This window comes from Streptomyces sp. NPDC001270 (assembly GCF_042896695.1).
Taxonomy (GTDB): domain Bacteria; phylum Actinomycetota; class Actinomycetes; order Streptomycetales; family Streptomycetaceae; genus Streptomyces.
In genome coordinates, this window is sequence record NZ_JBIAXM010000032.1 from 64,293 (window position 1) to 90,812 (window position 26,520).

At 67.5% G+C, this 26,520-nt stretch carries 24 protein-coding genes and 2 pseudogenes; 20 read left to right on the plus strand and 6 right to left on the minus strand.

What is annotated here, in order from left to right:
- Positions 1-24: 24 nt before the first annotated feature.
- On the minus strand, positions 25-558 hold the full coding sequence (locus tag ACFY2B_RS36855; protein ID WP_390767403.1) for a DUF4262 domain-containing protein: 534 nt from the start codon (positions 556-558) through the stop codon (positions 25-27).
- A 251-nt stretch (positions 559-809) separates the two neighbouring features.
- Here ACFY2B_RS36855 and ACFY2B_RS36860 point away from each other — a divergent pair, with 251 nt between their 5' ends.
- Together ACFY2B_RS36860 and ACFY2B_RS36865 are read left to right on the plus strand one after the other, a co-directional pair.
- On the plus strand, positions 810-1,262 hold the full coding sequence (locus ACFY2B_RS36860; protein WP_390767404.1) for a TadE/TadG family type IV pilus assembly protein: 453 nt from the start codon (positions 810-812) through the stop codon (positions 1,260-1,262).
- Entirely contained in the window at positions 1,262-4,753 is a 3,492-nt protein-coding gene (locus ACFY2B_RS36865; RefSeq protein WP_390767405.1) for a hypothetical protein, read from the plus strand. Before ACFY2B_RS36860 ends, ACFY2B_RS36865 begins: the two co-directional genes overlap by 1 nt.
- A 27-nt stretch (positions 4,754-4,780) precedes the next feature.
- On the opposite strand, the gene ACFY2B_RS36870 is transcribed toward ACFY2B_RS36865, so the two are convergent.
- Together ACFY2B_RS36870 and ACFY2B_RS36875 are read right to left on the minus strand one after the other, a co-directional pair.
- Positions 4,781-5,221, minus strand: a complete 441-nt coding sequence (locus ACFY2B_RS36870) for a hypothetical protein (protein WP_390767406.1) — start codon at positions 5,219-5,221, stop codon at positions 4,781-4,783.
- A 1,287-nt stretch (positions 5,222-6,508) separates the two neighbouring features.
- Positions 6,509-7,261: pseudogene (locus ACFY2B_RS36875) on the minus strand (DUF2637 domain-containing protein); the annotation flags it as partial.
- Between the two features lie 358 nt (positions 7,262-7,619).
- Here ACFY2B_RS36875 and ACFY2B_RS36880 point away from each other — a divergent pair.
- A pseudogene (locus ACFY2B_RS36880) lies at positions 7,620-7,781 on the plus strand (AAA family ATPase); the annotation flags it as partial.
- Between the two features lie 100 nt (positions 7,782-7,881).
- Here ACFY2B_RS36880 and ACFY2B_RS36885 read toward each other — a convergent pair.
- The 3 genes from ACFY2B_RS36885 to ACFY2B_RS36895 form a co-directional block, all read right to left on the minus strand.
- Complete coding sequence (locus ACFY2B_RS36885) at positions 7,882-8,625, minus strand: GNAT family N-acetyltransferase (protein WP_390767407.1); 744 nt, start codon at positions 8,623-8,625, stop codon at positions 7,882-7,884.
- 311 nt (positions 8,626-8,936) lie between these two features.
- Complete coding sequence (locus ACFY2B_RS36890; protein ID WP_390767408.1) at positions 8,937-9,467, minus strand: GNAT family N-acetyltransferase; 531 nt, start codon at positions 9,465-9,467, stop codon at positions 8,937-8,939.
- Positions 9,464-10,366 (minus strand): XRE family transcriptional regulator, encoded by a 903-nt coding sequence (locus tag ACFY2B_RS36895; protein ID WP_390767409.1) that lies wholly within the window; start codon positions 10,364-10,366, stop codon positions 9,464-9,466. The genes ACFY2B_RS36890 and ACFY2B_RS36895 overlap by 4 nt, the downstream gene beginning before the upstream one ends.
- A 601-nt stretch (positions 10,367-10,967) precedes the next feature.
- Between ACFY2B_RS36895 and ACFY2B_RS36900 the strand changes: the two genes are divergently transcribed.
- From ACFY2B_RS36900 to ACFY2B_RS36980, 17 genes are all read left to right on the plus strand, one after another.
- The gene (locus tag ACFY2B_RS36900; protein WP_390767410.1) at positions 10,968-11,387 is read left to right on the plus strand and encodes an ATP-binding protein; all 420 of its coding nucleotides are present in this window, start codon (positions 10,968-10,970) and stop codon (positions 11,385-11,387) included.
- Positions 11,388-12,089: 702 nt separating this feature from the next.
- Positions 12,090-12,545 (plus strand): hypothetical protein, encoded by a 456-nt coding sequence (locus ACFY2B_RS36905; protein ID WP_390767411.1) that lies wholly within the window; start codon positions 12,090-12,092, stop codon positions 12,543-12,545.
- Between the two features lie 109 nt (positions 12,546-12,654).
- Positions 12,655-14,070, plus strand: a complete 1,416-nt coding sequence (locus tag ACFY2B_RS36910) for an ATP-binding protein (RefSeq protein ID WP_390767412.1) — start codon at positions 12,655-12,657, stop codon at positions 14,068-14,070.
- Positions 14,071-14,115: 45 nt separating this feature from the next.
- On the plus strand, positions 14,116-14,598 hold the full coding sequence (locus ACFY2B_RS36915; RefSeq protein WP_390767413.1) for a roadblock/LC7 domain-containing protein: 483 nt from the start codon (positions 14,116-14,118) through the stop codon (positions 14,596-14,598).
- Position 14,599: 1 nt separating this feature from the next.
- Positions 14,600-14,977, plus strand: coding sequence for a DUF742 domain-containing protein (locus ACFY2B_RS36920; RefSeq protein ID WP_390767414.1), 378 nt, complete (start codon positions 14,600-14,602; stop codon positions 14,975-14,977).
- Entirely contained in the window at positions 14,955-15,569 is a 615-nt protein-coding gene (locus ACFY2B_RS36925) for an ATP/GTP-binding protein (RefSeq protein ID WP_390767415.1), read from the plus strand. Before ACFY2B_RS36920 ends, ACFY2B_RS36925 begins: the two co-directional genes overlap by 23 nt.
- Positions 15,566-16,093 (plus strand): GAF domain-containing protein, encoded by a 528-nt coding sequence (locus tag ACFY2B_RS36930; RefSeq protein WP_390767416.1) that lies wholly within the window; start codon positions 15,566-15,568, stop codon positions 16,091-16,093. The genes ACFY2B_RS36925 and ACFY2B_RS36930 overlap by 4 nt, the downstream gene beginning before the upstream one ends.
- A gap of 53 nt (positions 16,094-16,146) precedes the next feature.
- Positions 16,147-17,355 carry an acyl-CoA dehydrogenase family protein gene (locus tag ACFY2B_RS36935; RefSeq protein ID WP_390767417.1) on the plus strand — a complete coding sequence of 403 codons (1,209 nt, stop codon included), beginning with the start codon at positions 16,147-16,149 and terminating at the stop codon, positions 17,353-17,355.
- 164 nt (positions 17,356-17,519) lie between these two features.
- On the plus strand, positions 17,520-18,071 hold the full coding sequence (locus ACFY2B_RS36940) for a LuxR C-terminal-related transcriptional regulator (RefSeq protein WP_390767418.1): 552 nt from the start codon (positions 17,520-17,522) through the stop codon (positions 18,069-18,071).
- Positions 18,065-18,595 carry a hypothetical protein gene (locus ACFY2B_RS36945; RefSeq protein ID WP_390767419.1) on the plus strand — a complete coding sequence of 177 codons (531 nt, stop codon included), beginning with the start codon at positions 18,065-18,067 and terminating at the stop codon, positions 18,593-18,595. Before ACFY2B_RS36940 ends, ACFY2B_RS36945 begins: the two co-directional genes overlap by 7 nt.
- Positions 18,592-18,825 (plus strand): hypothetical protein, encoded by a 234-nt coding sequence (locus tag ACFY2B_RS36950; protein ID WP_390767420.1) that lies wholly within the window; start codon positions 18,592-18,594, stop codon positions 18,823-18,825. Before ACFY2B_RS36945 ends, ACFY2B_RS36950 begins: the two co-directional genes overlap by 4 nt.
- Positions 18,826-19,199: 374 nt before the next feature.
- Positions 19,200-20,465, plus strand: a complete 1,266-nt coding sequence (locus ACFY2B_RS36955) for a tetratricopeptide repeat protein (RefSeq protein ID WP_390767421.1) — start codon at positions 19,200-19,202, stop codon at positions 20,463-20,465.
- 458 nt (positions 20,466-20,923) lie between these two features.
- On the plus strand, positions 20,924-21,385 hold the full coding sequence (locus tag ACFY2B_RS36960; protein ID WP_390767422.1) for a type I-E CRISPR-associated protein Cas6/Cse3/CasE: 462 nt from the start codon (positions 20,924-20,926) through the stop codon (positions 21,383-21,385).
- Positions 21,386-22,908: 1,523 nt separating this feature from the next.
- Positions 22,909-23,730 carry a zinc-dependent metalloprotease gene (locus ACFY2B_RS36965; protein WP_390767423.1) on the plus strand — a complete coding sequence of 274 codons (822 nt, stop codon included), beginning with the start codon at positions 22,909-22,911 and terminating at the stop codon, positions 23,728-23,730.
- A 27-nt stretch (positions 23,731-23,757) separates the two neighbouring features.
- The gene (locus ACFY2B_RS36970) at positions 23,758-24,531 is read left to right on the plus strand and encodes an SAM-dependent methyltransferase (RefSeq protein ID WP_390767424.1); all 774 of its coding nucleotides are present in this window, start codon (positions 23,758-23,760) and stop codon (positions 24,529-24,531) included.
- A gap of 305 nt (positions 24,532-24,836) precedes the next feature.
- Positions 24,837-26,174, plus strand: a complete 1,338-nt coding sequence (locus tag ACFY2B_RS36975) for a tetratricopeptide repeat protein (protein WP_390767425.1) — start codon at positions 24,837-24,839, stop codon at positions 26,172-26,174.
- Entirely contained in the window at positions 26,161-26,346 is a 186-nt protein-coding gene (locus ACFY2B_RS36980) for a hypothetical protein (RefSeq protein WP_390767426.1), read from the plus strand. The genes ACFY2B_RS36975 and ACFY2B_RS36980 overlap by 14 nt, the downstream gene beginning before the upstream one ends.
- The last annotated feature ends 174 nt before the right edge of the window (positions 26,347-26,520 follow it).

Below are 26,520 nucleotides of genomic sequence, written 5' to 3' on the forward strand. Positions count from 1 at the left end.
CGAGACGTCGTAGCGGCCAAGTGTTCACAGGTCCTGGGTCCAGACTCCGGAGGGGTGTTCGTCAGGACGCAGCGACAGCAGGGGCTGGCGGTTCAGGAGATCTTTTCCACCAGGCTGCCAGGGGTAGGCTCCGTCGCGGTCGGGCCAGACGACTTGGAGGAACGGGAACGGCGGCTTGCGGTAGTAGCCGATCGCGGCGCCGAAGAACGCCTTGTACCAGCGGTAGTCGACGGGTTTGAGTACGACTGGGACGCTCGCGACCTCGTGCCGTTTCTGGCCGGCCTGCAGCGTCTGTCCTTCGAGGGCTCGCTGGCCGAGGTTGTTGAGGACCGTCTGCATCAGGTAGACGTCCAGGCCGAACATCGCAAGCTCAGGTATCCGGTGCTGGTGCCAGAGGCCGATGGTGTAGGCCCAGCCCGGTCCCGGGTCGTCGGCTGGGATCATCACGACCTGCCAGCCGTGCTGATGGATGACGCCGAGGGTCGCCTGAGCGCGGGAGTCCAACTCGTTGATGTCGTGGCAGGCGACGCAATGGCAGTCCGTGTGACCGGTGGGCATAGCCGTGAGGTTACGGAAGCAGCGTGGCCTCGACCTCGGCGGGAGTGGTCAGTTCGACGGGTTGGCACCGGCGAATTCGGGTTGGCCGACAACGCCGGCGTGGCGGAGGCCGGCGTTGATGGACAGGCCGAACACGTTCTGCACGCGCTTGGAGTCCCTGTGGCTTGTGAGGGCTTCGGCGAGGATGCGGTCTTCGCGGATCGGACGGCGATCGCCGCCGGACCTGCGGCTTTTCCGACATGGGGTGACTGATGGCCGTCCGACAGATCTGCCTGCGCCGGGCGCGGCTGGACGACCGGGGAGGCGTCACCGTGTTCGTCGCCGTGTGCGTGATCGCGCTGATCGGGATCATCGGCGTGGCCGTCGACGGCGGCAGCAAGATGCGTGCCACAGAACGCGCAGACTACGTCGCCGGTGAAGCCGCGCGGGCAGGCGGCCAGGCCATCAATCCCGCCGGCGCGATCAGCGGGAGGGCGATCGCCGTGGATCCGCAGGCCGCGTCCGCAGCAGCCCAGTCCTACCTCCGCTCCGCCGCTGCCACCGGCACGGTCAGCGTGTCCGGCGACGGCAAGACGCTCACCGTCACGGTCACCGGCACGTACGACACGACGTTCTTGCCAGTGGTCGGGATCGGCTCTCTGCCGGTGACCGGCCATGGCAAGGCAACGCTCCTGCACGGCGTCACGGCTCCCGAAGGAAACTGATGACCACTACTCCGTCCCCCGCCGCAACCGCCAGCCGCACCCTGGCGCGGGTACTCAAGGCCGTGCTGAGTCTGCTGGTCCTGGCGGTCGCTGTTGCCGGGCTGCCGCTGCTGCTGGCCTGGGCCACCCCGGTCATCTGGGCTGCCGCCCACGACGACGTCATGCACCTGCTGGACAGGCACGACACCGGAAGCGCGTTCCTGCTGCTGCTCGTCGCGGTGGGCTGGATCGGGTGGGCACAGTTCAGCATCTGCGCGGTACGCGAACTGACCGCCCAGCTGCGGGGCCAAACCTGGCACGCCCCGCGGGGAATGGGCACCTCGCAACGCGCCGCAGCCCTGCTGGTCGGCAGCATCCTGGTGCTGCTGCCCACCAGCTCGGCGCTCGCCTCCAACGCCCAGGCCGCCCCAGCCACCACGGCAGCACACGTCCCCGGGCACACCCAGGCACGGCCCGCCGCCGAGACCGGGCAGGGCCAGGTGCCTGCACAGAGCACCCAGGCGTCCATGACGACGTACACGGTGCGCGAGACGCGGCCCGCGGAGAGCCTGTGGGGCATCGCCGAACGCGAGTTGGGAGACGGTGAACGGTGGCGGGAGATCGCCGGCCTGAACGAGGGCCACACCATGACCGACGGCACGGCCTTCCGCTCGAACAGCTTTCTGCAGCCCGGCTGGCAGCTGCGGATGCCCGACGCCTCCGCAGGCGTGGGAGACCCCCGAACGCAGCTGAGTGACAGCGTCCCGACGGCCGAGGAGAACAGTGAGCACGTCGTCACCGTCCACCCGGGCGACTACCTGTCGAAGATCGCAGAGAATGAACTCGGCGACGGCATGGAATGGCCTCAGCTGTTCACAGCCAGCCGGGACAAGGAACAGCCGCACGGCCTGCCCGCGATCACCGACCCGGACATCATCTACGCAGAACAGCAGATCACCGTGCCCAGCGCCAAGCCTGCCCAGGACCAGGACCAGGACCGGGACCAGGACCGAGGTGACGGGACAGACGGTCAGGAAACCACTCCCTCGGCCCCCCAGAAACCCCACAGCGGACAGAAGCCGGGCGAGGACCGGTGGGACGGACAGGTGCCCGTGCCGAGCCGGAGCACCACGCCTGCACCAAAGTCGTCGGCTCCCAGCGCACCGGCCAGCCGCCCTGCCGAGCAGCCCGGGCAGGATCAGTCACTCCCATCGGCAGCGGCTTCCGCGACCGCGGCGCCCAGCGTCAGCGCATCACCCTCTCCCGCCTCCCCATCGGCGTCAGCTGGAGCGTCCGGGTCCGCTGCTGCCTCCTCCCCTGCTGCCGCGGCGTCCCGGACCCCAGCGCCCGCTCCGGCCGGCAGCCCGCTGAACCTGCGCACGGTTCTCGGCGCCGGCGCACTGCTGGCGTCCGCCATCACCGGTGCTCTCGCCCTGCGCAGGACGCTGCAGCGCCGCCGCCGCAAGCCCGGCGAGACGATCGCCATCGCGTCGGAGACCTCCACGGCCGAAGCCCAATTGGCAGCAGCCGCCGAACCGGCTGGCGCCGCCCGTCTGGACATGGCGCTACGGACGCTGGCCCACCAGGCGGCCCAAGAGGATGCTCACCTGCCGCCGCTGCGGGCCGCACGGATCGGTGCCCGCACGGTGGAGGTGCTGCCCGAGGATCCCGTCCAGACCCCTGCGGCGCCCTTCGCCGCCGGGCAGGGCAGATGGTGGGTCCTGCCCGCTGAAGCCGCCCTCCTGGACGCAGAGAACGCCCGCGGGGTGCCCGCACCGTATCCGGGGCTGGTCACGATCGGCAGCACCGAGGCAGGCGACCTCCTGCTGCTCAACCTCGCCGGGCTGCCCGCGCTGCTGCTGGACGGCAACCCGATCCACATCACCGAGGTCTGCACCTCGCTCGCCCTGGAACTCGGAATGAGCCCCTGGGCAGGCGAAGTCGAAGTCGTCACCGTGGGATTCGGCGAGGACCTGCCGCAGCTTCTGCCCACCGCGCGGATCGCCCACATGCGCCAGCCCGCACACGCGCTGCGCGACCTGGGCGAACGACTCCTGGAAGCACATCAGATGCCCAAAACCCAGCACCAACCGTATCTGCTTCTGTGCGCGTCCTCTCTGGACGCGGACACAGCCTGGCAGCTCGCCGATGTCATCGACAAGTCCGGCACGGTCCCCGTCACTCTGATCGCCCCGGCAAGTACAGCTGCCGCGCACTTCCCCGAGGCGGAAATCCTCAACGCCTCCCTCACCCAGCCGCAGCACCTCGGCTCCGCCGGCACCGACATCACCATGCAACGCCTGGAACACGCCGCCTACCTGCAGATCACCACCGCGCTGAAAGTGTCCGGGCAGCCCTCCCATCCGGCCGAGGGACCCTGGCAGAACGTCCCGGACGAACCCGACCGGACGGAGCAGCCCGAACAGACCGTGCCCGAGAAGCCCCTCACGTCCGCGGCCGCCGATGCCCCGAACATCCCGCCGGCAGCACCCCCGGCCGTGGACGGCGAAGTGTTCCCGGCCCTGCTGGCCGCAAGCGCCGATCCGACCGGACCACGTCTCCTCCCCACCGCCACGGCATCAACTCACACTGCCGGAAATCCCGGCCAAGACAGCCAAGCAGTGCCCGCATCCCGGCCTACGGCCTCCCCAGCCGCCGCGGACACCACCGCCGGTGACGAGGACGCGGAAGCTGACAGCCACGAGGCCGCCCCCGGGAAACACGGGACACCGGACCCGGAAAAGCACGGGGCGCATGACCTGCACGCACCGGAAATCAGAGTGCTGGGCCCGGTCGAAGTCACCGGCGTGGACAGCACCGGCCACGGCCCACGGATGGCACAACTCGCGGCTCTGCTCTACTTCCGGCCCGGACGAAGTGCGGACCTACTGTGCGCCGACATGGATCCCTTCAGTCCCTGGACATCGAGCACCCTCAACTCCCGACTGCAGGGCCTGCGCCGCTCCCTGGGCAACGATCCCGACGGCAACCCCTACGTACCCCGCCGCAGTTCCGGCGAAGACCCCTACCGGCTCGCCACCGGAGTGCGCTGTGACTGGACCCGCTTCCTGCAGCTCGCCGAACGCGCCCTGCCACTGGGCCCTGCCGGCCTGACCGACCTGGAAAAGGCACTCACTCTGGTCCGCGGCCGGCCCTTCGGTAGCAAACCCCTGCCCTGGGCAGAGCCCTACCAGCAGGAAATGGTGACACGCATCATCGACGTGACCCACACAGTGGCCACCTACCGCACGCCTGCAGGCCCGAACCACGACCTCACCGCAGCCCGCCAGGCCCTCGCCACCGGACTCGACGCCGACGACACCGCAGAACTGCTGTACCGGGACTGGCTCCGGATCGAACACGCAGCCGGGAACCGGCAGGGCCTCCACACGGCCATCTCCCGGATCCAGCAAATCAACCGCACACTGGACTGCTCCCTGGAAATGGAAACCACACAGCTCATCGACGAACTCCTCAACAGCCCCAGCACAGCAGTACACAAGGCCCTCTAACCAGCGGCTACGCAGATCCGCAGCGCGTCACCGCCCGCCGGAGGCGACGTCGCGGACTGCGTACGCAAGGAGTTCCCTGACGGCTGCCTCATGGGAGGCCGGAGGACGTTCACGCCACTCGGACAGCGTGTCGCGCACTGTCTGCACCACCGACTTCGCGTGCCGTGCCAGGCCACCGTCGAGTCCCGTCACCTCCCCGTCCGCTGTCCGGCCCGTGACGACGACATGACCTGCCAGCGGGTACAGGGCCATGCCGCGCCAGGCACTCGCCAGAGCCCACGCGGCCAGGTTCTGGGGAAGTCCGAGCATCAGGCCGCTGCCGTGAATATGCAGAACGGCCCGCCGGTGGTAGACCCCCTGGTCGACGGCACCGGACCCGACGTGCTCCCGGACTGCGGACTGCACATCGGAGGCAGGCAGGCTCAGTTCGATGACCGAGGCATCCGGGTCAATGCGCAGTGCATACATAGGTCCTCCTCGACGGTTCAGGGGCGCGTCTGCGCACTGTGCATGGGCAGAGTCTGCATGGCCGCGCAATGACCGTGCCGTCCGCGCAATACACGTCCCACCTGAGGATTCTTTTGATTGCGCAGCCTGGCGGGCGTGCCGCCACACCTGGTGCACCACCAGTGCGAAGTAGCGGACTTACCGCTGCGCATCGGCGTGGTGGCGGTTGAGTGCCTGCCAGCGGCGCTCGAAGTCAACAGCGTTCTCGGCGATGTAGTCGGCGGTGATGGGCTTGTTGTACTGCGCGGTGACCCCGTGAGTTGCGCACGCCTGCGCAACGGAGTCGAAGGGCGGCTTGTCACTGCGCCCCCGGTACTCGGCCCAGAGACTGTAGACACGGAACGGCAGCAGATAACGCCGCAGTGTGGAGGCACTCACTGGCTTCCCGCCACGGCCGTACAGTCCCTTCCCGGCCAAGAACTCGGACAGTTGCCCGGCCTTCTCTGGTTCGGCACCGTTCTCCGCCTGGTACTCCATCCATGCCAGGTAATAACGATCGACAGTGGTCAAGGCGACGGGCTCCCCCGAGACGGCGCCCGCGTCCGAAGATCGGTCACCGATGGCGGCGTTCACCCCCGCAGTGCGCTCCTCCTCGGCAGCCTGAGCACCCGCGCCGACGGGCCCCGCCCCGGGCTCTTCTTCAGACGCGAGCAGCCGTTCGGGGCCCCGCTCGTCAGGACCGGCAGCCGCATCTCCGAGGGGCAGTCCACTGCTGCCGAACTCGCGCTCCTCAAAACTCGAAACGAAAGCCGCCAGATCCTCACCGATCACAGGCCGACCACCATCTCCAGTGACGGCATCCCGCTCGTACACGTAGGCAGCCAAGGCATCAGCATCCGGGTACGTGCCGAACTCCCCCGCGTAAGCGCGCCACGCGCTGTAAAAGTACCCATGCCACTGGCCGGCCGACCCCGTTCCACCGACAGCAGCGGACTCTTGACCCACGAGCGCATAGCGCTTCCGGAGGACTTGGAGCAGGCGCTGCACCTGCTCCTCGGAGAGCGGGCCGCCGGACCCCATGGAGATGCCATAGGTGTCACGGAGCCAGAAGGCCCACTGCACCGGGGTCGGCTCGGCCTGGAACTGGGCGAGGAACGCCTGGTAGGCAACGGCGAGCCGATCGGCGGCTTCCTCGGTCCATTCCTCCGGCACGTCCGACCGCACGCGCAACGGGCTTGAGACAAGGTCGTGTACCGGTTCCGGCTCCGTGCTCTCCAACCCAGCCGCACCCTGCCCCTGCGGGGCCACGGTCTCGTGGACGGCATCGTCGGCCTGGCCCAACGCGGCGACCCGCTCAACGGAGAACAGGACCGACGGCTCCTCGATGCCCGCGGCGGCAAGACCCACGAGCGCGGTCTCAGCCAGCGGGACACCGTACTTGGCCAGCCGCAAGGGCATCAACGCCTCGACGGGAGCCTTACGCCGCCAGGCACGGCCGAAACGGGAACGGAGGCTGGCCTGGTAGACCAAGCGCTCCTGCTCCAGCTTGATCACTTGTTCGTAGGAACGCAGCTCCCACAGCTTCATGCGACGCCAGAGCAGGAACGTGGGCACGGGCGAGAGAAGCCAGCGGGTGAGGCGCACGCCTTCCATGTACTTGTCGGCGGTGATATCGGCGATGCAGCCGATCGCATGCCGGGCCGCTTCCACCGCGATCACGAACAGCACAGGAATCACCGCATGCATGCCCACACCCAGCGGGTCCGGCCAGGCAGCCGCACCGTTGAAGGCAATAGTGGCCGCTGTCAGCATCCATGCCGCCTGCCGCAGCAGGGGAAACGGAATACGGATCCAGGTCAGGAGAAGGTCCAAGGCGAGCAGGACACAGATGCCCGCGTCGATACCGACCGGGAAGACGTAGGCGAAGGTGCCGAACCCCTTATGGAAGGCAAGCTTGCGGACCGCCGTGTACGAACCCGCGAAGCCGATACCGGCGATGACGACAGCACCAGTGATGATCACGCCGATCAGGACCCGATGCGCTCGGGTCAACCGGGTCATCTCACCATTCCCCACACCCACGTACCGCCCCCGTTTTCAAGCCTCACGGCAAAGCAACTCCCACACTCCCATGAGCAGAGTTAAATCGCGACGCATCACGGATCATTTCGTTGACGTAGTCAAACTGGGCGTCCCGATCCGGCTACTGGGCACTTGGCGCTCCTGACCTTGGACTGCAGACTCAAGCCTTCCCCCCGCAGCAGATTACCGACCGCCCCGACGGGCCGCGACGGCCCTGGCAGTAGCTCACTGCCAGATTCCGGATCGGCATCACCCTTCAACGCAGCGACGACATCGGGCCCTGTGCGGCACCCCGAAATACCAGTCCGCCGCTCTCGCAGCTCAGGCGTCCACGACCCTGGCTGCCGAGGTCGACGAGCGCGGATGCACCCCCGCGGTCGTCGTCGACGAGTCGCGCCTCCTCAGCCATCACGAGCTGGACGCGATCCGCATGCTCACCAACTACGACATGGACTCCACGACGCCGCTCGCGGTGTTGCTGGTCGGGCAGCCGACGTTGCGGAAAAGGATGAAGCACGGCGTCCTGGCGGCCCTGGACCAGCGGATCTCGATCAGCTACCAGATGTCGACCATGAACAAGGACGAGACCGCCAGCTATGTCAAGCACCACCTGACCATCCGGCAGCTCGGACCCACTGTTCTCCGACGACGCCGTCGACCTGATCCACCTCACCAGCCGCGGCCTGTCCCGTTGCCGAGATTCCCACGGCGAGCTCCAGGGCGGGATGTCTGCGTGCAACGGGGTTTCGGGGAGAGATCGTGAGCCGATGGCTGTCCTGGTCGTCGGGTAGGACGTCTGCTGAAAGCTGCGGGACAAAGAGTTGGACAGTGCGGGCAACCCGAGGTGGCTTGGTCATGGCCCGGTTGACCGTGTGGTCGCGCCCGGGAACGTACGACGGGCACGGTAGGAATCCGGTGCGGTGGCAGAGGGCCAGGGCGGCAGTGTTGCGCCGCCCGGTCTCCAGCATGATCCGCGCTGCTCCACGTCTGACGGCGTGTTGTTCGAGGTGTTCGAGGAGGCACCGGCCGATTCCGTGGCGGCGGGCGCGGTCGGCGACATACATCCGCTTGATCCCCGCTGTGTGCTCGTCAAGGAGGCGTATCCCTCCGCACCCGACCGGCTCATCGCCAACGCGGGCAATGAGGAACAGACCACAGGGCGGGTCGAAGTCCGCCTCGGGGGTGGTGTCCGGGTCCTCGGCGAAGCCGTACAACGCGAGCTGTTCCGCACACAGAGCCCAGGTCAGGCGGCGAGCGTCCGGGTGGTCGTAGGGGGCGGCCGTCACGGAGAGAGTCGGATGTCTCGCGGCCAGGGCGTCCGGGGCGGTGGGCACGGCAGTCATGAAGCCGATAGTGCCCTGTCGACGGCGGTGAGCGCACGGGCACCGTCCGGTGCACGCATGCGGGGGCCGGCGGAGCGGCGGATCCGGCCTGCCGAGCGAGGGCTGGTCCGCCTCCGAGCAGACGTGGTCAGCAGCCTGCGCACGTCCATGGGTTTTCTGTCCGACACCAAGGGCGAAGGGCCCGGGAGTCGCAGGCAAACCGATCCACCGGTGCGGGGCTGGGAGGGGAGCCCGACAGCGACCGGCCACGCTCTACGCCGACCGCGACGTATACCGCAGCAGGTCCGAACGCTCGGAGGGGCACCGTCTATTCAGGCATCCCTGAGCTCCCTGATCATCACCGCGTAGGTGGGCGAGTCGGCAAATGGACGCTGCTCACCAACCTTGTCGTAGCCCCACGCCTCGTACAGCGACTGCACTTTCGGGTGCGTCACGTCGACCAGGAGCACGGCCAGATCCTCGGTGCGGGCCTTCATCAGGGCCTCGTGAAGCCGGTCGGAGATCCCCTTTTTGCGCCACTGTGGCCGGACCATAACTTCGGATACGGCATACGTTGAGGTGTAGCCGTTGTTCGGCTGGTAGTCAGTCTTCCGCCACCACTCCCGGCCGGACTGAAGTGGGGCCCCGTAGGCGAATCCCGTCGGCTCCTCACCATCGAACGCCACGACGCAAGTGAAGCCCTCCATGCCCGACCAGTGGTCGACGAACCACGGGAAGCGTTGGTTGAACTCATCGTCCATGGCGTCGGCGTAAGCATCCGCGTGCACATCAATCAGCAACTGTTTGAAGCCCTGCGGGAGGCTGCCGTGTTGGAAGTGCCGCAGGTCGATCACGGTGGTCACGCTCCACTCCATTCATCTCGCATACGGTCCTCCCAGTCGCGGGCATAGGACGTGGACGGCGCCAGGCGGAGGAGGTCTCGATGGAAGTCTCCAACCAGTGTCCGCATCCGTCCAGGTAGCGGCGTACCAGCCATGATTGCGAACACATTTGCGGCCGATTGTGCAGCCTGCTCCAGCTCCCCCTGGTGGAGCTGCGCACTCGCGAGCTGGCACGTCGCCAACGCGCGATTCCGGCGAAACTCCGGCGGGATCCCGCCCAGAGCACGGTGCGCCATCGCCTCGGCTTCCGCGTGCCGCCCATTGCGGTTCATGATGATGGCGGCTAGGTGGTTCAGTTCGGCCGTGCCGTAGAAAGCTGTCCACCGCGGGCGCTCCTCGTCGGCTGCCTTGCGGAACGACTCCTGCGCTGCTTCGAGGGATCGCTGGGCTCCCCGTGTGTCGTCCAGCGTCGCGCACGCTAGAGCAACTCGGACCCGACCCATGGAGGAGAAGAACGGGTCTCGTCTCGCGGCCGTGGACGCCTGTGCCGCCTGGGCCGCCGCAATCTGCTCCGGCCAGTTCTTGCGCTGGTAGGCGAGCATGGTCTGGTTCATCCAGACCCGCATCTCCGTGGGGGGATCCTGGGAGAGGCCAGCGAAGACCGTCGCCTGGTGGAGATGTCCCTGCGCCTCGTCCAATTGACGAAGGTCGATGCAGGCCCAGGCAGCGATAGTGGTGAACTCGGCGGCGAGTGCGTACAGCGCACCTCGTACGCGCTGACTGGCGTTTCGCTGCTGGAGGTCCAAGACCTCTGCACGCCCTTCAAGGGCGGCCGCTGCCAGCTTCCGGTGTCCGCCGTGACGGTCATCCGCTTCGATAAGGGAGTGCATCCCCGCCATGGCGCGCTTCACGTCGGACACGCCGACTGAACGTCGTTGTCTGATTAGGGGAGCTGCTGAGGCAGCCGATCCGGTGGTTGATGCGAGGAATTTGCGACGCCGCACAGGGTCCTCCGGAGGACGTTGCATGGAGTGTGGTGCACTGAACCCTAAGTCTTCTGCAGGGCAGCCGAACACACGCTCAAGTGCCGCGCACGTGCGGCCAAAAGGCCGGCTACTCGATCCGTTGAGTAGATTCCGGACTGTTCGCGCGGAGATGTTCCCCGGTCGCCCGGTGATGTCCCACAGAGCATCGTTGAGCTTGGACGCCAACTCCTCCTGCGTGACGCCTAGTTCATCCATTCGGCCTTTGAGGGCGAGGTTCACTCCCATGAAAAGACGGTAACCCCGAGCGACGATCCATGACCAGAAGTTAGGTAATGAGATTTTAAAGTCTTCCGGTTGGGGCGGATGCACGGAAACAGGACTCTTCCTTTATTTCGCCTCGCGACGGTCGTTGACTGGACAGCAGCCGCCGGGCCCAACCATCCGGTTCCCCCAGTCCGACGGTGTGGAGAGAGCCCCACCCTGATCTGTTGAAGGGGCGGGCGACCCATCCTCGTGGAGGGATCACCTCGTGCCGATGACGGCTATCAGAACTTCTGGGACGGACGTTCCCAGCTACACGGAGACGTGGCCATGCGAACGTGAGTCGGCTTCCAAGGCCCGTCGACTTGTCTCGCATGCCTTATCTTTCTGGGGGTTGGACGGCCCCGAACGGTCAGAGGACGTCCTCCTGATCGCCTCGGAACTGGTCTCCAACGCGATCACGCATTCGGGGCACCGGTCCTTCCGGATCAGGATCACCCGCCTTGATGAGAAGGTCATCAAAGTCTCGGTCTCGGACGCGAGCCGCCAGGTTCCGCTCCTCCGTGCGGTGAGCACTGATTGCGAATGCGGTCGCGGTCTGCGTCTCATCAATGCGCTGAGCGCCAGTTGGGGCTACGACCGCAAGCACTGGGGCAAAACCGTCTGGGCCGAGTGCAAGGTGCCAGCCGGATGACGACTTCAGCGGCATGGCACCCACTGCTGGAGAGCGATCAACTGGCGTACGTTGTGGCCCGCATGAGGGCGAAACGGCAGCGGTACTTCTGTGGCCCTTGTTCAAGGTACCTCGGCTCCTACCATCGGAGGAGGACCTATGACTACGGGTACTCGGCCCAACGACTGGTCCATTCCGATCGTCTGCAGGGCGCGGCAGCTGACGCTCTTCGAGCCCCCGCTTCTCGCCGAGCCCACTGGAGGTATTGCGACAAAGCGGTCGGCCGTATTTGGTCGAAGAGCTCTTCGCCCAGTGGACCGTGTCGGTGCTGGAGGGGATGCCGGGGTTTGCGCGGCTGTCGCACTGCGGCCCTATCGTCGAGTGGGGCGACAGGCCGCTGGCGCTCAGCCGACCGGGCGAACGCCAGCGGTTCCACGGCTGCATTCCCTGCCCGAGGAACCTGCTGGGGCCCTGTGGGTTACCTTCCGGCGCGGGAGGCATGGCTCGGTGCCCGGACGGAGGTCCTACGCATCTGAGCTGCCGCCCGGCCGGGTGCCGCTCCTTTGCGAGAGCGTGCCGGCCGTCGCCCGCGGCGACCGGCACCTAGCCGTCCTCGATGTCACGTCCCTGCTCTGGTGGCGCGCTGGCCACCCCGCTACGGCGCCGTACCAGACCGGCTCCTACAACGCCCGACGGAACACTTCCGTCCTGACCGGAGAGCTGATGACTGCCCTACTGAGCAGTCGCCACACCTGGCGGCTGCACCTCAGCGAGGCCCCGCTGCCTGCCATGCTGTCGCGTGAAACCGACGTCGTCCACGTCGGCATGGGCCTTGGCATGGCCGCGCTCGACGCGATGATCGATGCCGGGAAACGGGTCGGACCGCTGCTGTGCTGCATCGCCCACCGACAGTTGCGCGTGCCGGTCGAGTCCGGTACCGCCGACCTGTGGTGGGCCCCCCACTCGGTATGCGAAGCAGGCCAGTCGCTGCGGTGCTCGGAATACGGCGCCCGGTCAGGCTGCCAGAACCGTTTCTGGGTCATCCCACCCGAGCCCCGAGCCTGCCCGACCACAGACCCGGGGATTCTGCACGACCGTCTCAGCCTGGTACGCGCCCAGTTGCGGGACGCCGATCGGTACCCCATGGGGCTTCGCGCACAGGAGATGTGCCATGTCTGATCACACAGCGCAGGCGCCGACGCGGCGCACCCGGCGACACCGCGCGCCTGCCGGCGACAGCGTAGACCTTCCGCCAGCGTTCGCGGGGAGCGCTCTCGCAGGAGTGGCTGTGGGTGGTGGATGGCTGCTCGACGGCTTCGACGTGCTGCCCACGCCCGTCGCTGTCGCGACAGCTGCGGCCACAGCTGGCTGCGTGTTGTGGCGGACCGGAGCGCGGGTACTCAGAGCCCGGCGAAGCTCCGCCCGTTTAAAGGCAGTTCGTGCGGAGCGTGACAGCGCCTTCCAGGCGCTGCATTGGGTCATCGCTGCCGTCGGTAAGGGCCGGCAAAGCATGCGCTGGACCGCTGAGCAAGTTGAGCAGGGCACCGCACACACCAGCTTCCCGGCGCTCTCGACGCCGGTCTGCACGGGAGATCCGCGCACCGACGCGGTAGCCCTCCTGGAGCAGGCGTTTGAGGAGGCGCGGCGGACGGTGGTGGCTGCCGCGGCCCGTCAGGACCAGAAGCTCAACGCTCAAGCGGAACTCGCGGAGATCTTCAAGTCGGTCTCTCCTCGTCTGCAGAGTCTGGTCAACCGCAGCATCTCCGTGATCTCCGATGTCGAGAGGGATATCGAAGACCCAGAACTGATGGCCGGCGTTTTCCGCGTGGATCACCTGCTGGCCCAGATTCGGCGCGAGGTCGAAAGCCTTGCCGTCCTGGGGGGCAACACCCCTTCGCGGGAGAGTACGCCGGTCCTGCTGGCCACGGCGATCCGACGAGCCGTCGCAGAGATCCCCGAGTACCAGCGCGTCCGCGTGGCGCCGTACCAGCACACCGCAGTCGCTTTGCCGGGTTATGTAAGCCCTAACGCAGTGCACTTGCTTGCCGCCCTGCTGGAGAATGCCACCGGTTTCTCCAGGGACCGTGTGGAGGTCTTCACCCACCAGACGGACGATGGGATAGCCATCGAGGTAGTTGACCGCGGCGTCGGCATGTCGCAGCGAAAGCGGGAAGCGCTCAACCGTCTGCTGGCAGCTCCCGAGGCCGAAGACCCCCGCGTTCGCCTGCGGGAGGGGAAGATCGGTCTCCTCGTGGCAGCCCTCCTTTCAAAGCGGCACAAGATCACCATTCAGTTGGGGCCCAACATCGTCGGCGGGACCCAAGCCGTCGTCGTCATCCCCCGAGAGCTGCTCGTCTCCGCCGACATGCAGAAGCTGAGCAGGCACGCCGCTCAGGACCAGTGTCCCTCCGTACCCGCCGGCTCCGCGCGGCGCGAGCAGACGCCTGCCCTGCAAGACACGGCCGAACTGCCCGGGCGTATCCCGGCTGCTGCACCAGATGAAGCCACCTCCGCGGCTTCGCCCCCGCACAACGGAAGCCGGCCGCCCCTGCCCCGACGCGGAGCGACCGATCAAAACATCCCGCCTCTGGCAGAGCATGCCCCAGCAGCTCCGACGGGAACTGCGACCGGCGACCTCATGGCGAACTTCCGCTCCCGCCGTCCGGTTGGCGAAACCCCCGCACCTTCGCCACCCGCCGACTGAGTTCCTTTGCCTGTTTTCAACCCCCACTTCGACCAGGAGAAATCCGTGAGCGATGTCTTCCCCTCCGACGACACACTCCCGCATGAACAGCACATGGCGCACGCCCGCGAGCAGCTCAGCGCGCTGCTCGACCAACTGCTCAAAAAGGCTCCCGGGACCACCGGGGCACTTTTGGGTGCCAATGACGGGCTGAAGATGGCCTGGACGGCCGGCCAGCCGGTCGACGGTGCCGACAGCCTCGCCGCCGTCATCTCCGGCCTGTACTCGCTCGGACGGGGGTACTTCAAGGACACCGCGGGCGGGATCCGTCAGGTCGTCGTCGAGCACGATGGCGGAAGCCTTTTCGTGATGAGCGCGGGCGCGAAGTTCAAGAACCCCAAGGCGGTGGACTCCGTCCTGGCCGTTGTGGCCACGCCCGACGCGGACCCGGGCCAGGTCGGCCACGAGATGCTTTCCTTCATCCAGGGCCTGGAGGAGGTCCTGGTCGTTCGAGCCCGGACCAACCCGTTCAGCGGGTCGGGGCTGTGAGGTGGAGTTCCGCGGCGGTTGGGCGGACAGCTCTTCGGAGGACGTCCGCCCTTACACGGTCACCGGGGGCCGTACTCGTTCCAGTCACCCGCTGCATCTCACAACCTGCCTCGTCACGCGGCCGTCGGCACCCGGGATAGTCCACCCAAGTCCCGAGGGCGAGGCGCTGCTGCTGCACTGCAGTGGTGTCCCCCGCTCTGTCGCCGAACTCGCCGCCCTGATGCACCAGCCCGTGCAGGTGGTGAAGGTCCTGATCGGAGACCTTCTCGACTGCGATGCGCTGACGCGGGCCAATCCTGCCAACCCCGACGGCACCACAGCCGATCCCGACGGACAGCTACTGGAGGCACTGCTTCATGGCCTACGCACTCGGCTCTGAACCAGGGAGCGGCACGGCGCTCCCTACGGCGGAGCTGAAGATCGTGGTGGCCGGCGGCTTGGGTGTCGGCAAGACCACGATGGTCGCAGCCCTCAGCGAGATTGAGCCGTTGATGACAGAGGAAATCCTCACCGTCGCCGGCCGTGACATCGACGACCTGACCAACGTGGCACAGAAGACCACGACCACCGTGGCCATGGACTTCGGCCGGATCACCTTCCCCGATCCGCCGCGCCCCATGACCCTGTTCCTGTTCGGCGCGCCAGGACAGGAGCGCTTCTGGTTCACCTGGCGGGACCTCACGCGTGGTGCGGTCGGTGTTGTCGTCCTCGCTGACACCCGGCGTCTGGAGGATTCCTTCGCCGCGGTCAGCTACTTCGAGCAGCGGCACATGCCGTTCGTCGTGGCCGTGAACGAGTTCGACGGCGCATACCGCTACACGCCCGACGAGGTGCGCCAGGCCCTTGAGCTCGGTCCCGGAACTCCGGTCCTCACCTGCGATGTCCGCCAACGCGCCTCCGCCAAGGCCGTTCTGATCCGGCTCGTCGAGCACAGCATCCACCGTCGCCTCACCTCCGGAGCCCCCGCATGACCTCCCCTGCCAGCACCCCACGCCCCGCCATGCCGCACGCCGAGCGAGAGTCCGTGCTGCGCGCCCGCGGCCTGACCGGACCCGAGCCGGAACTCGACGCGTTCGCCACGCAGCTGGCCCAGGAAGCCGATGTTCCCTACGCCATGGTCAACATCTTCGGGGACCAGCAGTACTTCTTCGGGCTCCACACACCTGGCGAGGACAGCGAGCTGCCGGCCGTCGGCCGCAGCATGCCCCTCGATCACGGCTTCTGTCCCGAAGTCGTTGACCGCAAGAAGGCCCTGGTCCTGCCCGACGTGTTCTCCTCACCCCGGTTCGCGGGCAATACCGTCGTCGATCTCATCGGCATCCGCACCTACGCCGGCGCTCCCCTCCTCCACAGCGGCATGGTGCTCGGCACCGTGTGCTTCGTCGGCCCTGTGGAACGGGACCTGAGCACCGGGCGGGACTCCCTCGCGCTGATCAAGCGGCATCGCGACGGCGTCATGGACTTCCTCTGCCAGCGCGCCGGGCTACAGCCGTAGCCCGTACCCGCACTTCCGCAGCCAGAGCGACCGTCAACGAAGGGATCCCACACGTGTCCAACGCCTATCTCGAAGAGCGTCACGAGCGACTCCGGGCCGACGTGCGGGCTTTTGCGGAGTCCGAGGTTGCCCCGCGTGTGGTGGACATGGAGCGAAGCGGAGCAGTTGAAACGGAACTGGCAGCGGCCATCGCCCGGCAGGGGTGGATCGGCGTCACCGTCGACAAGGACTACGGCGGCATGGGTGCCGGCCACCTCGCGAAGACCATCATCATCGAAGAGCTGTCCCGGATCAGCGCCGCCATGGGCGCCATGGTCCAGGCGTCCCAGCTCGGTGCCGCAAAGATCATCCACTTCGGCAGCGGACAGCAGAAGCGTGCATGGCTTCCCCGGGTCGCCGACGGCTCGTGCCTGCCCACCATCGCCGTCACCGGGCCCGAATCCGGCAGCCACGTGCTGGGCATGCAGATGACCGCACGCCGCGAAGGACGTCACTACGTCCTCAACGGCCGCAAGGTCTACGTCGGCAACTCTCACATCGGCGACCTCCACGGGGTCGTCGCCCGCACCGGCGAGGGCTCCCGGGGACTCACTGCCTTCCTCGTCGAAGCAGACCGCCCCGGCCTGACCCTGCCTCCTCCCGCACCAACCCTCGGACTCCACGGCTTCAGCTTCGGCGAGCTGCACTTCGACGACTGCCGCATACCGGTCAGCAACCGCCTCGGCGAGGAAGGAGACGGCCGGGACGTCGCCGACTCCTCCAGCGTCCTGTACGGGCGCCTCAACCTCGCCTCAGTCGCCCTCGGCCTCCACCAGGCCATCCTGGAACAGACAACCGCCTTCGCGAGCGAACGTGAGCGCTACGGCAACCCGCTGCACCACCTGCCCAATATCAAGATCAAGATTGGGGAGATCCAGTCACGCGTCATGACGGCCCGGCTCGCCGCCTACCACGCCGCCCACCTCCTGGACACCGGTAAGGGCAACGACGCCGAGCTGATGAACGCCAAGCTCATCAACGTGGAACTGGCCCTGGACTCCGCCCGATCAGCCATGGAGATCCACGCCGCAGCCGGGCTGATGGCCGATGTCCCCATCAGCCGCTACCTACGCGACGCACACCACATCCTCGCCCCCGCCGGCACCTCGGACGTCCAGCGGCTACGCCTCGCCGAGGTCGCCCTCGGCCAGAGCAAAAGCCGGTGGTCGCAGCTCCTGCCCACTTTGCCTTCCTCCAACCAGCCGCGCCCGGCCCTTACCTGACACCACCACGATCCAGATGTCACTGCATCTGCAAGCCCAGGCCGCCTTCGGCGTCTACGCGGCCATAGACGAATAAACGCGGGCGGTTGCCGGAGCGCCGCCGAACTGCACAACGCTGCACGCGTCGAGCTGCCCGTACGCACCTTCACCACGGAGAACCGCCTATGCCCTCTGGAAACCAACACGACCTGGCAGCATGCCTCCCTCTGCCGCCAAAGCTGTCCAGTGCACATCGACAGATGCTGGTTCTGCTCGCCGACGGTCTGTCCAACAAGGACATCGCGAGCAGACTGAGGTGGACTGCCGACACCGTCCGCGCCTGTGAAGAACCTCTCTTCGCCCTCCTGGGAACCCGGACCCGCGAGTTGGTAGCTGCCCGCGCAGTTGCTCATCGTTTGGTCTCCGCCGAGAACCTGACCGATCTGCCGATCGTGCGCCCGGTGGTCCGCCCCAGCAACCAGGGTTTCCTGGAATGCATGGTCAACGGCTTGACCGTGGAGCAGACGGCCAGCACCCTCCAGCGGTCCTCGCACACGGTGCGTGACATCATACGGCGCCTGCGCGACGATCTGTGTGCGCCCAACAACACGAAAGCGGCAGCGGTCGCCACACTGCTGGGGCTCGTCAGCTGCCACCAGGTGGACCGCCGGTTCCCGGACATCCCCTTCGGTGAACTCCCCGACGCCACCCCGTCTCCAGGCTGTGAATCATGCTGACCGCTACCCCGACAAAGCCGGTCGACGCACCCGTGCTTCCGCTCGTCCTGCCCGCACGGCCTGGCCCGGCCGACCCGTGCCAGGAGGGCTACACCCTGCTCGGCGAAGCCTGGCGAAGCCCGACAGTGACGTCGGTCCCAACCGGTCGGCGGTTCGACATCGTGCGGACGCCCGAAACCTGCGGCGCGCACGTACTCGACCGCCTCCGGCGCCACGCCGTGCGCCATGGCGCCGTGTTCACCGACAACGGAATGTGGCACTTCTTCGTCCCGCCGCGCTCCGACGTCATGGTGGCGGGCATGAACTGGGAGGATCCGGCGACCTACGTGTCCGGGACACACGTATCCATCCCGCCGCGGGGCGCGCGGGCCCACACTCATGCGACGCTTCGTTGGATCACCCGCGAGCCGGCCGGTCACCTGTTCACAGCCCCTCTCCACCTGTGGGCCGTGTTCCGTGCGCTGTCCGCGCCTCTCCCGGCCGAGGTGTCCGTGGCCGCACATCCGGGAGGCCCGCAGTGGTGACCGACCGGCGTGCCCTTCCAGAAGAGACCACTGCAGCCGTCATCCACGCCGCAAGCGCCGAGCTGGCGACCGCCCTCCACACAGCTGGGCTTCGACGCACCCTTTTCAGCGCGGATCCCAGATGCCGCCGCTGCAACGCCCCGCACGAGGTCGTGCTCGGCTGGATGAGCATCGATCAGACCGAGCGCCTCGCGGTGCTCGTCGAGCGCGGCAACCAGCTCAGCCCATGACCACGGCCGCCGGCCTCACCTGAAACTCCGCGAGGCCCGGACCGCCCCATCCGCACCCACGCGCCCACGCGCGAGGAGAATCCCCATGGCACTACTCATCGAGGACCACGCCCTCATCGGCCACATGCACACTGCTGCCCTCGTCACACGAGACGGAGCGTTCAACAAGCTGTGTCTGCCGCGGCTTCGGCTCCGCGGCCGCCCTCGCCGGCCTGCTCGCAGCGTGACCTGAGGCTGCCGCCCGCCTTGCGAGGGCGTGTCACCGGACTTCGCAGCCGCCAGCCCTGTCCGGCACGCTCCTGGCTGCCCGTCCCTGGCGCTCCGCTACTGCCGTCACCGGCGCTCACCCACACAACCCCTGAGGAACCATCCGAATGAACACCGACGCGACGCTCGACAGGATCTACAAGCTACTGGAGGAGGAGGCTCAGGGCCTCTACCGATCCCTCGGCCTGCTCCCGGTCAGTGACGTCGACCCGGACATGGCTGCTGCCTCCTGCCAGATGGGCTGGGGTCATGCCGAATGGGGGCTGGAGATCCTCGCCGAGCAACAGCTCCTGGAGCCGCACCAGGAGCACGGATCCCGCATCCGGTACCGGCTGGTCCCCGCCGTACGCGACCACGCCCGGTCGCTGGCCGTGCAGCATGATCCGGAACAGGGCCGCGTCCTTGTTCTGCGCCGGCTCTGCGAGTGGATCCTGGCGAACGCTACCCACGTCCAGCTCCGTCTCACACCGGCGCAGGCCACGCTCCGGCGTTCGGCCATGACCATGGCGCCGGCCGGGAAGGCACCGTTCGATGATGACGCCGAAGCACTGGGGTGGCTGGCCTCGTACGGGTCCAGCCTCCTGGACGTCCTGGGCGCGGCGGAGGCAGCCGGATGGGACGACATCGTCTGGCAGCTCGTGGACAGTTTCTGGCCGCTGTTCCAGCGCAGGCACCCGTACAAGCTGTGGATCGCCGCCCACGAGATCGGCCTCGCGGCCGCGCGCAGAGCGCGCAACGACGCGGCCGTGCGGCAGATGCTCGCCTCCGGCGCGATCGGCCTGAGCTCAGCGGGACGCCTGGACGAGGCCATCACCTGGTTCGGCCAGGCCCTCGACGCCGCCCTCAGACACGAGGACGCCCGTGACGCGGGTCAGGCCCTGCTCGGCCTGGGATCCTGCCACTACAGCGCCGGCCGCCCGGACCAGGCCCTGCCGTTCCTGACCCAGGCCATCTCACGATGGAACGAGTGCGGCTACCCCCGCGGTGTCGCCCTGACGACGATCGTGCTCGGCGAGATCGCCCTCGACCACCCCGACCGGGCACTGAAGCTGTTTGACCGGGCACGCACCATGCTGCTGGACGCTGGCGACCCCTACAACGCCAGCCACGCGCTCCTCCTCCAGGGCCACACCCGCATCCTCACCGGCGACCGCGACGCCGGCGTCCGCAACCTGGAAGACGCTCTGGCCGCACTCACCGACGTCGGCAGCACCCGGTGGCGGGCCTACGGCCTGGAACTGCTCGGCCGCGCCCACCGCGACCGCGGCGAAGTTGAAGCGGCCCGCGCATGCTTCCAGTTGGCCATGGACCTGTACGCGGACATCAGTCCGGCTCGCGCCAAGCGGACGCAAGCCCTGGCGGACAGCCTGTGACCGCAGCCGCCCGCGGGGGCAGGGGCACCCCTTGTTGGTGGCCACTTCCCTGCGGCACCTCCTGCACACGAAGGGGAGTCCGCCCAATGCCCGCCCAGGCCGGGCACCCTCGCGGTTTCCCGAAACATTTGTCAGCAGACCTGTCGGCCGTGAACACCGTCCCTTGCCCATACACGCCTTCCCTGCAACCCCGCTGAATGAGACACGTGCGTACCGTCAGTTCCACCAAGACCGTGCCGGGCTTCCGCACCTGGCACACCGACTTGACCCTGTCACCCGCCGCGAGCGAGCTCTGTCTCAACGTTGCCCAGCTGTCCAAACTTGTCCAGGCCGGATCCAAGACTGCTGCCCGCGGACGCAGAGACTCCAACAGCAGAGCCGCGCACCCTCTGTTCGCTGCCACTCGCATGAATTCCCCAGCTGCCGGCGGGACCGAGCGGCCGCATGCTGGGCTTCCGGTGAGCGTGCGCGTCCAATCTCCCGAGCAGCTCAACTGGCAGCCTCTCCTGGACAACGGAAGGATCATCCGTGCTGTCACTTCCTTCGTCGAGAACACCTACCGCCCGGGACGATCGCTCCAGTTGCAGGTCATCGCCAACCCCGCCCGCCGGGCACACTCCACACACCGGCGCATCAGCCTGGAAAACCCCATGGAGGTCAGGGCCTGGCTGGATCGGCGTCTGGCCAGCCACGGCCTCGCAGTTGACCCGGGACGCATCCAAGTCGGCCCGCCCCGGTGGATCATAGGCGTCAAAAAGTCCGGTGAACGGTTCGAGATCGTCACCAGGACCCTCCAGGCCCGCGCGACCGTCCGTGACGCCGCCCTGGTCCACGAACTTCTCCGGACCGGGCTCGGGCAGGGAAAGGCGTATGGATGCGGCCTGGTGCTAACTGACCACAACAGGCTGAAAGAGCAGTAAGATGATGGTGCACTGCGCGGGATTCCAGTGGTCTTCTTGCACGCAGTTGCCCCTTACATATTCTCCACACCACCCGTGGAGCTGCGCCTCCCTCTCCACCCTCGTCGTGGAGCTCCCGGCGGCGTCATTTGCTTCGGCACTGTACGCCGCAGAGTCCGTCCTTGGCCCGTCGCATCCGCCGAGCGCAGGGCCCGCCCGGGAGTTTTGCTGAAGACGACCGAGGAGAGGCCGCACCATTTCGTCCCACCCGGCGGCTTACCGCTACCCGGCCATACCCCAATCCGCCGGCAGTTGAAAGATGGTCATGATCAGCGTAGACGTCGCGAACGCGACACCCCGCACTACGAAACCAGGCGAACCGATAACCGTCATACTCACGGCGGCCACGCCGCGGGTGGAGAAGGCCACCCGATCGGCTCTGTCCAACGGCCGGGCTGAAATCGTTCCCGCTGAGGGACTGGTGGCCAAGAGGGCCGCCTTCACCCGCCGCCAGGTCGACTGCGGACTCCCGCTCCGGCGGCTCATAAAACGGATCAGTCGCTCTCCTGGCCGGCCTCGCCTCCGGCTCTAGCGCCAGCGCGCAAGGCCGCCCGATCAGCCCAGACGTACCTGCTACTCCGCCCCAACCTCGCGAAATCGACGCTCAGCCGAGGGCCATGAGCAGACCAGCTCTACAGACCAGCTCTCTCGTCAGCAAGGTCAGCCACCGACCCCCCACCTGCTCGGGAAATTCTGAAGTGTTCAGCGTGATCAGAGAGATCATCGGCATTTTACTGATGGCGGAACCGGCGGATTCCCCTTATGGGTAAGACAAACACAAGGTCCCTGCTCCGCCGGATGACGAACCCGGTCCCTCGCCCCAGGGACTGCCCGGCGGAGTAGGTAACCGCCCTCCCTCGTGCTGACCCCCGATGCACTGGGGAGGGCGGCAACAACACCTGTGTCACCAACCCTCAACCCCCTATAGCTCAGTCAGGCAGAGCCCGAGTACCAACCAGCTGGTACTAGCGTGTTCCCTTTTCACGTCGATGCTTCCTCCTTTTTCAAGATCTTTTTGGGCGGGCATCCGGAGACCCCGGTTCGAATCCGGGCGGAGGGTCCATTCTTTCCTCCTACGCGGCCACCAACCGCCAACCCACGACAACCCAATGATGCCGACCAGTTCGAGCTCACCCGAACCTCAAAAGACCACCCACTTCCCGGCACGGCGTGTTTCTACCTCGGCGTTTTCCGCGCCCACCCCCCACTTGACCGCCAGCTGATCTGCTGACTCTTCCCACACAAGCCGCCACTCTGGAACGTTCCTTCATGCGCACTGCACACAAGGCCCTGTTCATCTTTCCCTTCGCACCACTCTTTTCCGGATGCCTCATACCGGGCCTGGTGAAGCGCCGCCAGACACACCACCCGGAACCGGCCCCGCAGCACAGCACCGGCCAGAACTGACACCACCCGCCACGACAGCACCCGTTGACATCCGGGCAACCTACCCGGCGTCCGATTCACCCACCACAGGATCACACGTGACCGAGATCGTCGTCCTCGACGACACCCGCCGCCACCCGGAACTGACCGAGCGCATCACCGAATTGCTGAGCGAGGTCGCCTCGCCAGTAGCGGAGGTCACCGGCCTTGCCCTTCCCCCGACTGTCCGATTCCGCCTCGTCACCCCGCGGGCGTGGCGGGACGAAACCATCAAGAGCCAGCGGCGCACCCTCACCCGGGACATCGCTGACCTGCCCCTGAAGCCCGACGACATCAGCCCAGCCCAGACCGCCCTCAAGTTCATGCGAGTGATCCCGGTGCTGGTCTGGCCCCTGGTGGTCGGGGCGACGATGGCGGCGGCCGACGGCCAGGAGGAGACACTTGCCGCGCCCTGGGCCCTGCACCACAGCGGACTCCTTGCCGACGAACCGTCGCTTGTCCAGATGCTCGCCCATGAACTGACGCATCACCTCCAAGCCGCCGCCATCGCCGATAACACGGGATGGCGCACATGGTTCCCGACGCAGCGGAACCTGCCCCATTCCCGCATTGTGTCGACGGTCGTCGAGGGGCACGCCCGCTGGACGGACCAGCAGGTCACCACACGCCGGTACGGTGCACCAGTCGATCACAACCGGGCTCCGAAGTCGCTGCGCCACCGCATCCACAGCCGGATCCCCGGGATCCGCCACCTTGGTCCGAGCCCCGCCGCCTACAGCGCAGGGGCCCGCTTCTTCGAATCCGTGGCCGCCAGCGCAGGCGTCGACCACATCAACAGGGTCTGGAAGGACCCCTCGTTGCTGCCCACCCAGGACGAGTTCGCGAGCCCGCTCTCCTGGCTCGACCGCACCGGCATCTGACCCGACCCTGCACCTCTGAAAGTACCCATGCAGAACATCACCACCGCAGTACCCAACTCGGCGCGCGTCTGGAACTACTGGGCCGGCGGCAAGGACTACTACGAAGCAGACCGCCAGGCGGGCGACGCCTACGCCGCCATCGCACCGCACATTGATGCGATGGCCCGCTCATCGCGTGAGTTCCTGGTCCGTGCCGTGACCTGCGCGGCCGGCGAACTGGGCGCACGGCAGTTCCTCGACATCGGCACCGGCCTGCCGACCCACCACAACACGCACGAGGTCGCCCAGCTCATCGCCCCCGCGTCGCGGATCGTCTACGTCGACAACGACCCCGTCGTCCTCGCCCATGCCAGAGCCCTGCTCACCAGCACGCCGCAGGGCAGTACCGACTACATCGACGCCGACCTGCACAACCCGGAGACAATCCTCGACGCCGCCCGCCGACTCCTGGACTTCGAGCAACCCGTGACGATGATGCTCATGGGCATTCTCGGCCACATCCAGGACTACACGGAGGCCACAGAGATCATCCGCCACCTCACGGCCGCCCTGCCCGCCGGCAGCCTCTTCATCCACTACGACGGCATCAACACCAACGCCGCCCTCACGAAGGCACAGGCCGGCTACGACGCGACCGGAGCCATCCCCTACGTCCTGCGCAGCCCCCAGCAGATCGCCGCCTACTACGACGGAATGGAGCTGCTGGATCCCGGCATCGTCCCGTGCTCCCTGTGGCGCCCCGACCCCGGCCCCACGCCTGCGCCGACAGACGTCATCGGAGCCGTCGCGTACACGCGATAGTCCTCACCGCGGCGGGCGAGACCCGCAGCCCTCCCACAGAAATGCAGCCGGCCGTCCCGGCAAGCCAGGCTGCCGCCTCGCCGGCCAGGCCCGCACCACAGACACACCAGCGGGAGGCCCAGAACCCGCCTCCGCCCAGTCACCGCCGTGCGCTGGTGCATTGCCCGCAAGACCTCACAGCCGTCCAGGCGCCAGGCCCGTACTCCTCCCGCCGGGTCGAGCCCTGCCGGTCCCGGCGGCGACCGACGCCAGCGGGGGCGCCGATCTCGATCCCTCACCCCCGCCCCAACCCCAGGAGAATCACTGTGACCACATCCGACCCCGACACCCGCTACCACGACCTGCCCCCCGCCGCCGCCGACCTGTACCGGCGTCTGGGCGCCTTATTCGCCACGCCGGTCGACACCACCCTGGCCACTGCCGTCACCGGCCTGCCGCGGGCAGAGACGGAAGACGCCCTCGCAGCACTGACCTCCGCTCAACTGATCGACCCCACCGACGCGGACGTGAATCACAGCACCCTCTACCAGCTCCGCGACCACACTCACGCCGCCACCAAGTTCGCCGAGAACGCGACAGCAGACCGCGCCGAGGTCCTCCGACGCGCCCTGGACCACCTCCTGGACACCACATCCCGCGCGGAGCGACGGCTCACCCCGACCCACCGTCCGCTCACCCGGGACTACCTCTACCCGCCCGCCGAGCCGGTACGATTCGACACCGACGAGGACGCCTTGGGCTGGCTGCGGGCACACCGGCACACCCTGCGCTCAGCCGTCACCGCGGCGGAAGCCGCGGGGATCGACTCGATGGTGTGGCAGCTCACCCATGCCCTCTGGCCGCTGCTGCGTGCCGACCATGACTACCCGCTGTGGGACACCACTCACCAGGTGGCGCTGGGCGCGGCCCGCCGCTGCGGGAGCCGCGTCGCCGAGGTGGAGATCCTGGGCACGTGGGCTGTGGGACTGCGCAGCACCGGCCGCCACACCGATGCCATCGAAGTGTTCGACCAGGTCCTGCGGCTCGCCCGCACGTACGACGACCCGCGTACCGAGGCACAGGCGTTTCACGAACTCGGCGCGACCCACCTCGCGGCCGGCCGTCCCCAGGAGGCGGAGTCCCTGCTCCTCCAGGCGCGGAGTCGGCGTACTGCTCTCATGCGCCAGGCCGAGGCTGACGGCGACGCGGATACCGAGCGCACGTTCCGCCGCGGGGTAGGCATCACCGAGGTGTGTCTGGGCGAGGCTCAGATCCTCCAGGGCCGGGCATCCGAGGCGGTCGTGACACTCACCTCCGCCCGCACCACTCTCCTCACGGTCCCCGACGCCCTTGACACAGCACGGGCCCTCGCCCGGCTGGGCCGCGCCCACGCACTCAACGGCAACCACGACCAGGGCGAGCAGTACGGGCAGCAGGCCGTGGCCGAGTTCGACCGGACAGGCTCAGGGCGCTGGCAGGCACGCGGCCGTGAACTGCTCGGACAAACCCTTCAGGAGGCAGGCCGCCCCGAGGATGCCCGCCGCCTGTACCAGGAGGCAGTCAACCGTCACACGACGCCCAGTGACCGGGCTGACCGCGCCCGCGTCCTGCAGCGCCTGGGCACACTGCCCACGACCGAGGGCGACGGCAATGACAGCATCTGACGGGATCAACCTCGCACAGTTCGGCTCCAACCTGGTGGGCCTGCCGACCGTCGTCGATCTCGACGCTTTGCGGATCACAGCAGATGCCGGTACCTGGAACCTGGGCAGCCAGTGGTTCGACGACCTCACCAAGGCGCCAGACAGTACGCGCCCGCCATTGCTCAGGCCGTGACGAACTGGCCTGACGAAGCCAGGGTGGTAGTCGTTACGTATTCCTCTGTGGAAACGCCTCCTCCCTGGCCGACCGCTACCCCGCCCATAGCAATGGATTCCGATGTAGCCCAGAACTGCCTCAGAATTTGAAAGGGATTCAATTGACCACGACGGACTCTTCCACCCCGCCAGG

Coding starts and splice junctions, on each gene's coding strand:
- ACFY2B_RS36855 (WP_390767403.1), bottom strand. CDS start 558: ATGCCCACCGGTCACACGGACTGCCATTGCGTCGCCTGCCACGACATC.
- ACFY2B_RS36860 (WP_390767404.1), top strand. CDS start 810: ATGGCCGTCCGACAGATCTGCCTGCGCCGGGCGCGGCTGGACGACCGG.
- ACFY2B_RS36865 (WP_390767405.1), top strand. CDS start 1,262: ATGACCACTACTCCGTCCCCCGCCGCAACCGCCAGCCGCACCCTGGCG.
- ACFY2B_RS36870 (WP_390767406.1), bottom strand. CDS start 5,221: ATGTATGCACTGCGCATTGACCCGGATGCCTCGGTCATCGAACTGAGC.
- ACFY2B_RS36885 (WP_390767407.1), bottom strand. CDS start 8,625: ATGACTGCCGTGCCCACCGCCCCGGACGCCCTGGCCGCGAGACATCCG.
- ACFY2B_RS36900 (WP_390767410.1), top strand. CDS start 10,968: ATGACGGCTATCAGAACTTCTGGGACGGACGTTCCCAGCTACACGGAG.
- ACFY2B_RS36905 (WP_390767411.1), top strand. CDS start 12,090: ATGACTGCCCTACTGAGCAGTCGCCACACCTGGCGGCTGCACCTCAGC.
- ACFY2B_RS36925 (WP_390767415.1), top strand. CDS start 14,955: ATGGCCTACGCACTCGGCTCTGAACCAGGGAGCGGCACGGCGCTCCCT.
- ACFY2B_RS36930 (WP_390767416.1), top strand. CDS start 15,566: ATGACCTCCCCTGCCAGCACCCCACGCCCCGCCATGCCGCACGCCGAG.
- ACFY2B_RS36940 (WP_390767418.1), top strand. CDS start 17,520: ATGCCCTCTGGAAACCAACACGACCTGGCAGCATGCCTCCCTCTGCCG.
- ACFY2B_RS36945 (WP_390767419.1), top strand. CDS start 18,065: ATGCTGACCGCTACCCCGACAAAGCCGGTCGACGCACCCGTGCTTCCG.
- ACFY2B_RS36955 (WP_390767421.1), top strand. CDS start 19,200: ATGAACACCGACGCGACGCTCGACAGGATCTACAAGCTACTGGAGGAG.
- ACFY2B_RS36970 (WP_390767424.1), top strand. CDS start 23,758: ATGCAGAACATCACCACCGCAGTACCCAACTCGGCGCGCGTCTGGAAC.
- ACFY2B_RS36980 (WP_390767426.1), top strand. CDS start 26,161: ATGACAGCATCTGACGGGATCAACCTCGCACAGTTCGGCTCCAACCTG.